Raw genomic sequence first — 11,373 nt, 5'->3', positions numbered from 1 at the left:
GTTATGAAAAATCTATTTATAACTACGGCATACGGATGACAGGCAAACGTGAGGATGCGCTGGACCTAATGCAGGAAGTCTTTATTTCGGTTTATCGCAACCTTGCTTCTTATCGCAATGAAGGCAGTTTTAAAAGTTGGTTATTTCGTATTGCCCACTATCGATGTATTGAGTTTTATCGACGCAAAAGACCAATGGACGGTTTAGACGATATTCCCGAAATTGAGAGTGAAGATATTGCTGTTGATAAACAACTTGTCAGTGCCAGTGACAATAAACAATTGGTGAATGCCATGCAACAACTGCCTTTGGCACAAAAATCAGTAATTGAATTGAAGTTTTTTGGCCAGTTTACTTTTGAAGAGATAGCCGAACTGACGGGTATGTCAGTGAATACCGCTAAATCGAGAATGTATGGCGCCTTGGAAAAACTGAAGACTTTAATGGAGGTTGATTATGCCTAAATATCAGAATGAACAGCTACTTGGCTGGTGGTTAGATGGGCAATTAAACGTACAGCAACGTGAGGAATTTGAACAACGTTGTTTAGATGATGAGGCCTTTGCCCAGCAAGTAGCTAGCGCCAATATGTTTAGTCTACATGCTCAGCATTATGTTGAGCAAGAAGTGCCACGGTGGGACAGAGCTAGCACTTTCAGTGCGCCTGAAAAAGCCAAATGGTGGCAGTGGCAAGGTTTGTCTGGATTATCTATCGCTCTGTCGGTTGTCGCTATGGTGATGGTATTAAGTGGTTTGCAAATCAAAGTGGATGACGGTTCGTTAACGGTCAGTTTTGCCGCTAAACAGAGTCATCAGGACATCGAGCGTTTGGTGAATGATAAGTTGCAGGATTTTCAGCACAGTCAGCAACAAACTCAGCAACTGGCATTAACTAATTTTACGCAGACCATGCAGCAACAACAATTAGATGCCAGTAGTCAGTTGACTCAGTATTTACTCAGTTCAAGTCGCAAAGAACGTCGCGAAGATTTTGCTGAGCTGATCAAATTTATTAATGAACAACGTTCTGACGACCAGCTGTTTTATGCTCGGCAGATTAACCAATTACAACAAGACATTTATACCGATCCCGCGCAATCGGGTTTAAATAGCAGTAAAGAGTGAGGATAACATCATGAATTTAATCTTTAAGAAAACACTATTAGCTTTAACCCTAGCGGGTTTAACCTTTAGCCAGGTGCAGGCACAAACCCCCGCTAATGTAAAAGAGGTGCGCAATGAACTGGGCATTATGCTCAATATTCTGCAAGCCTCGCTTAAACAGAATAATAATAAAAATATACGTTTTAGAGCTGATGCCGTTACATATTTGGCTGGGCAGGGCGTCGTTTTTGATATTGGCACCAATGGTCGTGGTAATTTTTTCAGTTTTGATTTGGCAAATATGCTGAGCAATTTAGCAGTGGCTCCTGTTGCACCTCTTCCTCCTCTTCCTCCTGTGGGAGGAGGTAGTCGGCATGTTGAAATTAATATTGATGAACATGACATCGAAGAGACTATTCGCGAAGCCTTTGAAAGGGATAGTGATTACGCCGAAGAAAGCCGTGACAAGATGCGTGAATTGTCTGAGCGTCAGCGAGATTTATCGTGGCAGCAACGAGAGTATGAGCGTAATCGTCGTGACTTAGAGTTTGAAAAACGCAATGCCGAAGGAGACAGGCGTAAAGAGATAGATAAAGAATTAGCCAATGTAGCAGGCGATCTGAAAAAGCTCGAATCTAAACGCGCTGAGTTGGAAAAATACACCCAACAATTAGCCCAAGAGCAGGCAAAGATCGCCCAAGAACGTGAAGCGGCTAAAAAACAATTGTACAGCCAATCATTAGCCGTATTTGAAGAAACTGTCGGTAATATGTTGTGTCGTTATGGTGCGGGGCTAAAGTCCTTATCCGACAATGAGCACATCAATTTTGTATTAAGTGATTTTGCTGAAGCAGATAAAGATAGTGTGATCCGCAGCCACGATAAGGTTTATGTGTTTAAGTATAAAGACGTGAAAAGTTGTGTTACTGGCAAAAGCAATAAAGAGCAATTGCTTGCCACAGCCACGACATATCTATTCTAAAACTCTTGGCACTTGAGTGTTTAGAGCTTTTCTAAAGCCAGCGCAACGCTGGCTTTTGTTTGACTTATTAGTGGATTATCAATGACTTTTGACCATGACATTTAGGCTTTAACGGGTTAATCTAACCGAATAATTTTGTGTTGGATATTTGCATGACAGCGTCAGTAGTAATTAGTGGTTCCGGTTTATGGACACCTCCCCATAGTATTTCAAATGAAGAATTAGTCGCCGCGTATAATGCCTACGCTGAGCAGTATAATGCTGAGCATGAGCTTAAAATTAAGAATGGTGAATTAACGGCTAAACCGCTTTCTAGCGCAGAATTTATCGAAAAAGCCTCAGGTATCTTGAGTCGCCATGTTTATGTAAAAGACGGTATTTTGGATATCAATCGTATGCGCCCGAACATCCCTGCTCGTGCCGATGATGAATTGAGTGATCAAGCTGAAATGGCGGTGCATGCTGCGAAAAAAGCGTTGTTAGCGGCCAATAAAACCGCTGCAGATATAGACGTAGTAATAGTTTCTTGTGCTTATACCCAGCGCTCTTATCCGGCTTTAGCGATAGAAGTACAAGATGCACTTGGCATTAAAGGTTTTGCTTTTGATATGCTAGTTGCCTGTTCTGCTGCGACGTTTGCCTTACATCGTGCCTACGAAATGATAGCGGCTGGTACGGCTAAAGGGGTGTTGGTGATTAATCCAGAACTCACTTCACCTCAGATCAATTATTGTGATCGTGATAGCCATTTTATTTTTGGCGATGTGGCTACTGCTATGGTGGTTGAAGCGGCAGAAACAGCAAATGCACCGCATGTTTATCAAATATTAAGCACTAAAGCAGTAACCTCTTTTTCTAACAATATCCGTTCTAATTTTGGTTATGTAAGTCGTGCCAACGACAGCAATCCTTTTGCTGAGGATATGTTGTTTCATCAAGAAGGCCGTAAAGTATTTAAAGAAGTGTGCCCTATGGCGGTCGAACATATTAATGAACATTTATCACGACACCAATTAACGGCTCCCCAAGTTAAACGTTGGTGGTTACATCAGGCCAATATCAATATGAATAACTTGATCTCGCGTAAACTGCTGGATCGCGATCCATCGGCACAAGAGGCGCCTATTGTCTTGGATACCTTTGCTAATACGGCTTCGGCTGGCTCTATCATTGCGTTTCACTTAAATCATCAAGATTTGGCCAGTGGTGAACTTGGTTTGTTGTGTTCTTTCGGTGCGGGTTATTCGATTGGTAGCCTAGTCTTAAAAAAGCAAAAAACAAAAAGTACTGCTTAAACAGTAAATACGGTGCCGAGATAACAGGTTAAACAAGTATTGCAATTCGATAACAATAATAAATAAGGATTGAGGTTATGTTAGCAGCGTCTGGTTACATTATCAGTGCCGTGGGTTATGCCTTTCTGTTACTTTTAATTCTAACCGTACGTAAGTCCGGATTAGCTAAATATTTGTTAGTCTTAGCCACTGCTGCAACTTGTTTGTGGTCTTGCGTACCGTTTTTTGCTTCCCCCCTTTCTGTTGAAAAATTACTGTTATTCGACAACATCAAAAATACCTTTTGGTTATTGTTTTTAGCCACTTGTCTTAAAGATAACTTTAAAAATATTCGTCAGGTACTGGCACGTAAAGAGACTTGGTTGATCTTGTGTCTGCCGCTAGTGGCTATCGGTTTGTCACTGTCAGGGCTTGCTCCTAGAAGCTGGCTATTTCTATTACAGACAGGTATAGCCCTAGAGGTTTTGATATTACTGGAAGTGATATATCGTCAGGCTGGAGATAATCGCTGGGCTTTAAAACCCTTGATAGTTTATCTGGCGGTTACCAGTATTTTTGATTTTGTTACCTTTGCCAACGCCTTGATGGTTGAGCAAATCCACGTTTATTACCTAGCGGCGCGGGGATATATCTACGCAGCCTTAATTCCGTTTTTGATTTTATCAATCAGAAGAGTAAAAAACTGGGGCGTGGAAATTTATATTTCCCGTGAAGTGGTTTTGCACTCCACCTTATTAATGGTGGCGGGGGGGTATTTGTTACTGATGGCGCTAGTGGGTTATGCAGTGAAATATTGGGGGGGAGAATGGGATGCGACTATTCAAGTCGTGCTGATTTTTTTATCTCTGACTTTGCTCGCTACCTTGTTTTTATCCACCAGTTTTCGTACCGGTATGAAAGTATTTATTACCAAACATTTTTTTGCCAACCAATTTGATTATCGCCATGAATGGGTAAAACTGACTCAGTGTTTAGATAATGCCGAAGACGATAAAACCAATGTTTACCTCACGGCATTAGTTGGCTTTTTACAAGCGATTGACTATCAAAGCGGTTGTTTATATAAGTATCAACATGGTGAACTGAGCAAGTTGGCCGACGTTGAACATGCCAGTTTAAATCAAGATGAATTACAGGTGTTGATGGCACTGAGTCAGTTTTTCAAACAAAAAGCTTGGATTGTTGATCTTAGTGAACTGCGCATTCAGCCTTATCATTATGAAGGTTTAAAAATAAATCATGCTATGTTGAATCAGGCGCGATTTCAAATCATTGTGCCTCTGTACAAAAACAACGAGTTTTGGGGTATGGCTGCCATGTTAGGCTCTGACAATACCACTAAAAAGCTTAACTGGGAGTTGCGAGACTACATTAATGCGGTAACCGCCCAGGTCTCTAACTTCTTATTTCATCAGCAGGCAGCCAAAGAATTAGCTGAAAATGCCCAGTTTACCGCTTTTGCGCGGATGTCGGCCTTTGTCTTACATGATCTTAAAAATGTACTGGCGCAAATTGATTTGATTTTATGTAATGCGGAACAACATAAAAATAATCCTGAATTTATTGAAGATACCTTTGAGACATTGCATCATACCAAGGCGCGTATGGATAAAATGTTAAATCAACTGACCGATAAAAATGCCAATCAAACTAGCACTGAGTCTTTGGCTGTATTGTCACAGTGTATTGCTAACGTTATCGAAAGGCGCTGTGCCAGTTTTTTACCTAAACCTCAGTTACGAGTAGTAAGTGAAACCCAAGTGGTACTCGATCGCGAAAAATTTAGTAATGTGATGTATCACCTTATTAGTAATGCCCAACAAGCCACCCAAGATGATGGTAAAGTTGATGTGATACTCGAACTTGCAGACAATGAAAAGTACATGCGAGTGAAAATTATTGATAATGGTTCTGGTATGAGTGAAGATTTTATTCAAACTCGCTTATTTAAACCTTTTGATACTACCAAAGGCAATGCTGGTATGGGCATTGGGGCTTTTGATGCAAAAATGTTTTTGGAGAAAATGGGCGGTCAGTTAGTTGTTGAAAGTCAACCAGGGCATGGTTCGACTTTTACATTGCGTATTCCGGTTTAATGGTTAAGTACTTACTCAAAGGATAGAAAGATGGAAAAGATTTTAGTCGTGGATGACGACTTAGGCATTCAAAAACAATTAAAATGGAGTTTTGCAGGCTACGAAGTTATTTTTGCTGAAGATCGTGCTTCGGCGATTGCCCAATTACGCCGTTTTGAACCTAAAGTAGTCACTTTGGATTTAGGTTTACCCCCTGATCCGGCCAATGCCACAGAAGGCATGGCCACCTTAGAAGAAATTTTAGAGCTAGCACCACAAACCAAAGTGATTGTGGTAACGGGCAATAACGATAAAAAAAATGCCTTACGAGCGATTAATCTAGGCGCTTACGATTTTTATCAGAAACCCATTGATTCCGACACAATTCAAATCTTAGTTAGCCGGGCGATGAACCTGTTTAATTTGGAAATGGAAAACCGCCATCTAGCTGCTGTGGCACCTTCGATGGACAAAATTATTGGTCAAAGTGAAAGCATACTCGCCGCCAGCCGCAAAGCAGAGCGTATTGCACAAACTGATATCAGTACCTTGTTATTGGGTGAAAGTGGTACAGGCAAAGAGGTATTTGCTCGCAGTATTCATGAACATAGCTTACGTAAAGATAAAGCCTTTGTGGCGATTAACTGTGCTTCTATTCCAGAAAACCTGCTCGAAAGTGAATTGTTTGGTTATGAAAAAGGCGCTTTTACCGGTGCTAATAAAACCACACCAGGTAAAATTGAAACCGCGCAAAACGGCACCCTGTTTTTAGATGAAATTGGTGATATGCCGATTGGTCTACAAGCCAAAATGCTACGTTTTTTACAAGAGAGGGTAATTGAAAGGGTCGGTGGGCGCAGTGAAATTCCAGTGGATATTCGCGTGATTTGTGCCACCCATAGAGATATCCCTGGCATGGTGGCTGAGCAAACTTTCCGCGAGGATTTGTATTATCGTATCGGCGAGATCAGTATTCTCATTCCACCCTTACGTGAACGTAATAATGACGTGGTCTTGTTAGCTCGCACATTTTTAGCTCAATACAACGAAGAATTTAAAACCAAGATCAAAGGTTTCAGTGAAGGCGCGATTAAAGCCATGTCCCAACATAAATGGCCAGGTAATATTCGTGAACTACAAAATAAACTGAAATCAGCAGTGATTATGGCCGAAGGTACACATATTCAGGCTGAAGATCTCAACCTAACGTTTAATAATGATGCGCTCAGTATCGACACTCTAAACCTACGTGAAGTGAGAGAACACGCCGAGAGCAGAGCAATTCGTAATGCTTACCAAATTGCTGAACGTAATATGTCGCGCACCGCAGAATTATTAGGTGTAACTCGCCCAACCTTGTATTCGCTGATCGACAAATATCATATGGATGATATTAAAACCGGTTAGTGTACTTAGGTATTGCAGCTGGTATGCAATCTGCATAGTCAAACTATTATGATTTTTTGGCTATGCGCTTTTGACTTTTAAGCAATCCCTTATGTCCTTATCAAAAAAACACCTACTATCGCTTTTTTGCTCGATATTGCTGCTTGTCGGTTTAACCGCATGCTCTGGCGGCTCACTCGATAGTGAAACCAATACACCGGCAGTGAAAGTGATTGTTAACGCTGGTGCTAATAAATCTGTTGATGAAAATACCACAGTAACAATAAGTGGTAATGCCGTGGGGCAGTCTACCGAGTTAAGCTATGCCTGGCGTGCTAGCCCTAACCTCGTTATCACCCATGAGGATAAAAACACAGCTTCGGCTAGTTTTGTGGCGCCCACCACGGTTACAGTTCTTACTTATACATTTACCCTTGAGGTCACAGATTCCCAAGGTAATAAAGGTTCTGATACGGTTGAATATCAGATACAGCCCGTCAATTTGCCCCCGCTTGCTGTCATTAAAGCGAGTCAGTTTGCTGGCTTAGCGGCAAATCAATATCCAGCTGGAGTACAGGTGATACTTGATGGCAGCAGTAGTTATGATCCCGATGGGATTGATAGCAGTCAGGCAATCAGTGCGTTTAAGTGGCAACAAACTGCCGGAGCAGCGGTACTTGATGGTATCAGCACCAACGGGGTTAGCTTAGCTTTTACCAGCCCGATACTTGCCAACGACAACAATCTGAGTTTTAGTCTGACCGTTACCGATGTTGAAGGCGCACAAACGACAACCAGCATAAATCTGAGTGTGCAAAGTGCCAGTCATACTTTGCCCATAGTTAATGCTGGTCTTGATCATCAGCTTAGCTCAGGAGAAATCATTATATTGGCAGGTGTTGCCAGTACCAGCGTGGCTGCGGCCGAGCCATTGCAATACCGTTGGCTCAATGATTCACAACTAATACCGTTTATCGCGGACGCTCAGCAAAAGCAAACCTATGCCATTGCCCCCAAGGTTACTAGTGCCCGTATGATGACCTTTACCTTAGAAGTCACAGATGCCTCTGGCAATAAAGTAGAGGATTCGGTCAATGTGAATATTCGGCCCTTATTACTTCGGCCACTTAATGATACCGGCGTGACAATGCAAGCAACGGATTCAGCACTGAGTAACAATCAGCAAAATGACTATCCTGGACAAGATGGGCAACGAGGTCAGGATATTATTGCCACTAATGGTTTACTTGAAAAAGCCGGACGTGGTGAGCAGGGTTTTGATTTTACTCGCCTTAATGCTGTAGGTGATGAAGTGGATGCCAGTGCCAGCAATTGGTCTTGTGTGCGTGACAATGTCACAGGTTTGATTTGGGAAGTGAAATTAGCCAATACCCACATTGGATTACAAAGTAGTGCACATACTTTCACTTGGTATGGGGTTGAAGTTGAGGGTGATCCTACGGGGGCACAAACAAGCTTAGATGCAAGCTGCAGTCTCAGTGAATGTAATACCAGGGCCTATGTAGATGCCCTTAATCAACTAGGCTTGTGTAATTTTAACGACTGGCGTTTACCCACGCTTCAAGAGCTATTGTCGATAGTGCATTTTGGGCAAGAACAAGCTCCGATGATAGATGCCAATTATTTTCCTTTTACCACCCTTAACTTGGGTAGCCCTGCATGGTATTGGACAGCTCAGTCGAGTGCTGATGGTGTGGCAGAAGGGCTTCCACTTAATGCATGGGCAGTGGATTTTGCCTCTGGAAACGATAATTTTTTGACTAAAACGACACCTGTGAGAATTCGTTTAGTGAGGGCTGGAAGATGAAGCACATACTATTACTGCTGTTGTTAACCACCTCATGTTCGCTCATTGCACAAACCTGTGTGGAGAGTATTGCCGCAACCACACCGAGTGACAACTTTGTGGATAACGAAAATGGCACCATAACTGATAGTAAACACGGTTTGATGTGGATGCGTTGTAGCTTAGGTCAAACGTGGCAAAATGGCAGCTGCGTTGGTGATGCACTTGCTCTAAGTTGGCAACAAGCTCTTGTTACCGCTCATGGTTATGTTTATGCCAATCAACAAGGCTGGCGTGTGCCCAACGTTAAAGAGTTGGCCAGTATTACTGAAGTTCAATGTGTACGCCCAGCAATCAATATTGAATTATTTCCAGATACTCCGGCTGATGATTTTTGGAGCTCCACCCCCTCAGTTACCGATCCGCAACGGGCTTGGGTAATCGCTTTTTTTAACAGTAGTAATTCCCTTAAAGATAAAAAACTATTTGTGTATAGCCGCTTGGTACGTACTGCCAATTAACCTGAGAATTACCACGCTTGTCTTATCCTATCTTGCATTTTTTGTGTGACAAGGCACACTACAGAGGATCTTAATATTTGGGAAAAACATGCGCTTAGCTTTAGTATTTTTATTGGTGGTTTGCACCAGTGTTAGGGCTGATTTCAATTGCGAAGTTGCTCTGCAATACGGTTTAGTAGTAACTGACCAACAAATTCGCGTTATTGATCACAGCCGCACAGTTTATCAAATCAACGGTGATTCTCAGCTTATGGTGGCTGGCAACTGGATTGAACTGCATGACAGCGAACAACAGCAGCAATTAGCACAACTGGCTAATGGCCTGCACATGGTGGTGCCAAAAATGATCTTATTAGCTAATGAAGGTGTTGAGCTGGCAGTTGAAACCGTAGAACAAGTTTATGCCGGTTTAATGGGTAAAGATCATAAAAGTCAGGAAAAACTGCAAGCTTCTCTTAACCGAGTACAAAAGAGCGTACGCGAAAAATTTATTCACGCTAACAATACCTATTATATGGGCCCTGGCCGCCTTGAAAATGTTGATGATTTTGTGGATCGTGAACTTGAAGAGCAAATTGAACAAGCCATGAGTACCTCGGTAGGCGGTATTTTATCGGCTATTGGTGGTTTGGTTGCTAGTGAGCAAAGTACCGAACAAAAAGTGGATGAACTCGCCCAGCGTCTAGAAAATATGGGGGTAGAGATTGAACAAAATGTCGCACCCAAAGCCCAGTCACTTAAGCAAAAAGCCGAATGGTTCTGCAAAAAATTTAAAACCCTAGATAAGATTGAAGACAGCCTACGTGCGTCAGTTCCAGAACTGCGTCCCTACGATATTTTGGCGACAGGTGAAAAACGCTAAAAGCAGAGGCTAGAAACTAGTAGATAGTGAATAGAAACTAGTGAAAAGCGAAAGTACAAAATTTTTCACCACAGAGCGCTTCGCTGCACAGAGAAAGCTGAGGAAAAGCAGGAAAGTTTTTCTTTAATGTTCCGTTCTAAATCTGATAGGTAAGTATGTGCCAAAAGCGGACAATCGATTTGATTTTTGAAACAACGTAAATCTCACATTAGTTATCAACAATTAGACTGTAACGTTTACGTTCTATCTCCGCTCTTTTTTCATAACCTGCTAGTTGAACTAGTTGAGGACTATAAATTTTACAGTTTGCTAATAACCCTATGGCTTTATCGATTTGAGACAAAAGTTCTTTCGCAGAAATAGTGTTAGGTGAAGCTATTCGTCCTGTAACTATATTTTTCTTAGCTTCTTCATGCTGTTCATGATTATTGTCAGGATCTAGCCAACAAGTATTGCAAAGTATCCTGAAATTCTCAGTATGGACATATATCACCGAATCTTGTTCCAAAGATTCACTTATTTCGCTTATTTGTCCCTTTTCCTGCTGTATTGCTGCAAAATCATAAAACGCGTATTGTCTTTTTAACAATGTTGCTAAGTGAGGGAAAACCGGTATTTTCTGATCACCATACTTATGGTATGTAATTGGTGCGCCGTCAATTAAAATTACATCGCCATAATCCACACCAAGATTGTGATACAAAACACTTCTAATAATTCCGTGGCATGGACTTAATCTCTCGATCCATATAGTTTCTTGTAGTCCGGAATGATCATTGTTTTGGTTTCTTTCAGCAAGAGGAAATTCAGCAAGTTTTACTTTGCATGATGGGTATCTACCCTCAGGTAGATCAAATGCACCCATTTCAATTTTATTGCCGATATTTTTCCATATTTTTAGTGCCTTTTCTCCTTCGCCAGCGCCGGTAGCGCAAATACCAAGATTCCAAAGGTATGCTTGTCTAGGCTCATCTAAAAGTTTCAGTCCTGTTTCATTGGCTCTGAGACCCTCTTCAAATAAGCCTCGGGTTTTACAATATAAACCTAAACCATAGTGATATGCGGGATTTGATGGCGATAATTCAACTAAGCGCTTGTAACAAAATTCAGAGAGTTCATCGTATTGCCTAGACATCATTCGAGTAGCAGTTGAAAGCCCTATCAATATATCTTCTTCAAACTCACCTCTATCTGATTTGAGGGCTTTGTGTAGCTTACTTATAACTTGACGAAAAAGAAGCTCTTCAGGAGGTGCAAGGTTCAATTCATCTATATCTCTTATAGATTCAGTGGCACTCCCAAAAAGACTCAATAGCTCAACATCGTTTTGATGAGAGTCAA

The 11,373-nt window shown here is 41.7% G+C and carries 10 protein-coding genes; 9 read left to right on the top strand and 1 reads right to left on the bottom strand.

What is annotated here, in order from left to right:
- The 9 genes from AX660_RS21385 to AX660_RS21345 all read left to right on the top strand — a co-directional run.
- On the top strand, nucleotides 1-464 hold a 464-nt coding region (locus tag AX660_RS21385), incomplete at its 5' end, for an RNA polymerase sigma factor (protein ID WP_068381927.1).
- Nucleotides 457-1,125 (top strand): hypothetical protein, encoded by a 669-nt coding sequence (locus AX660_RS21380; protein ID WP_068381925.1) that lies wholly within the window; start codon nucleotides 457-459, stop codon nucleotides 1,123-1,125. The genes AX660_RS21385 and AX660_RS21380, both read left to right, overlap by 8 nt.
- Before the next feature lie 10 nt (nucleotides 1,126-1,135).
- Complete coding sequence (locus tag AX660_RS21375) at nucleotides 1,136-2,086, top strand: hypothetical protein (protein WP_068381923.1); 951 nt, start codon at nucleotides 1,136-1,138, stop codon at nucleotides 2,084-2,086.
- Nucleotides 2,087-2,238: 152 nt separating this feature from the next.
- Nucleotides 2,239-3,381 carry a beta-ketoacyl-ACP synthase III gene (locus AX660_RS21370; RefSeq protein WP_068381921.1) on the top strand — a complete coding sequence of 381 codons (1,143 nt, stop codon included), beginning with the start codon at nucleotides 2,239-2,241 and terminating at the stop codon, nucleotides 3,379-3,381.
- Between the two features lie 77 nt (nucleotides 3,382-3,458).
- Entirely contained in the window at nucleotides 3,459-5,477 is a 2,019-nt protein-coding gene (gene prsK / locus AX660_RS21365; protein ID WP_068381919.1) for an XrtA/PEP-CTERM system histidine kinase PrsK, read from the top strand.
- Between the two features lie 30 nt (nucleotides 5,478-5,507).
- On the top strand, nucleotides 5,508-6,863 hold the full coding sequence (prsR, locus tag AX660_RS21360) for a PEP-CTERM-box response regulator transcription factor (protein ID WP_068381917.1): 1,356 nt from the start codon (nucleotides 5,508-5,510) through the stop codon (nucleotides 6,861-6,863).
- A gap of 91 nt (nucleotides 6,864-6,954) precedes the next feature.
- Nucleotides 6,955-8,670 (top strand): Lcl C-terminal domain-containing protein, encoded by a 1,716-nt coding sequence (locus tag AX660_RS21355; RefSeq protein WP_068381914.1) that lies wholly within the window; start codon nucleotides 6,955-6,957, stop codon nucleotides 8,668-8,670.
- On the top strand, nucleotides 8,667-9,170 hold the full coding sequence (locus AX660_RS21350; protein WP_068381913.1) for an Lcl C-terminal domain-containing protein: 504 nt from the start codon (nucleotides 8,667-8,669) through the stop codon (nucleotides 9,168-9,170). Before AX660_RS21355 ends, AX660_RS21350 begins: the two co-directional genes overlap by 4 nt.
- A gap of 88 nt (nucleotides 9,171-9,258) precedes the next feature.
- Complete coding sequence (locus AX660_RS21345) at nucleotides 9,259-10,032, top strand: YggN family protein (RefSeq protein WP_068381912.1); 774 nt, start codon at nucleotides 9,259-9,261, stop codon at nucleotides 10,030-10,032.
- Nucleotides 10,033-10,240: 208 nt separating this feature from the next.
- Here AX660_RS21345 and AX660_RS21340 read toward each other — a convergent pair.
- Nucleotides 10,241-11,373 (bottom strand): tetratricopeptide repeat protein (locus AX660_RS21340; protein WP_068381911.1); only part of this gene is annotated, 1,133 nt, incomplete at its 5' end.

The organism is Paraglaciecola hydrolytica, assembly GCF_001565895.1.
GTDB lineage: Bacteria > Pseudomonadota > Gammaproteobacteria > Enterobacterales > Alteromonadaceae > Paraglaciecola > Paraglaciecola hydrolytica.
This window is presented reverse-complemented; position numbering and strand designations above follow the sequence as displayed.

What these genes read in the sequence shown, in the direction of transcription:
- AX660_RS21355 (WP_068381914.1), top strand. Translation starts at nt 6,955, where the DNA reads ATGTCCTTATCAAAAAAACACCTACTATCGCTTTTTTGCTCGATATTG.
- AX660_RS21345 (WP_068381912.1), top strand. Translation starts at nt 9,259, where the DNA reads ATGCGCTTAGCTTTAGTATTTTTATTGGTGGTTTGCACCAGTGTTAGG.
- AX660_RS21375 (WP_068381923.1), top strand. Translation starts at nt 1,136, where the DNA reads ATGAATTTAATCTTTAAGAAAACACTATTAGCTTTAACCCTAGCGGGT.
- AX660_RS21370 (WP_068381921.1), top strand. Translation starts at nt 2,239, where the DNA reads ATGACAGCGTCAGTAGTAATTAGTGGTTCCGGTTTATGGACACCTCCC.
- AX660_RS21380 (WP_068381925.1), top strand. Translation starts at nt 457, where the DNA reads ATGCCTAAATATCAGAATGAACAGCTACTTGGCTGGTGGTTAGATGGG.
- AX660_RS21350 (WP_068381913.1), top strand. Translation starts at nt 8,667, where the DNA reads ATGAAGCACATACTATTACTGCTGTTGTTAACCACCTCATGTTCGCTC.
- prsR (WP_068381917.1), top strand. Translation starts at nt 5,508, where the DNA reads ATGGAAAAGATTTTAGTCGTGGATGACGACTTAGGCATTCAAAAACAA.
- prsK (WP_068381919.1), top strand. Translation starts at nt 3,459, where the DNA reads ATGTTAGCAGCGTCTGGTTACATTATCAGTGCCGTGGGTTATGCCTTT.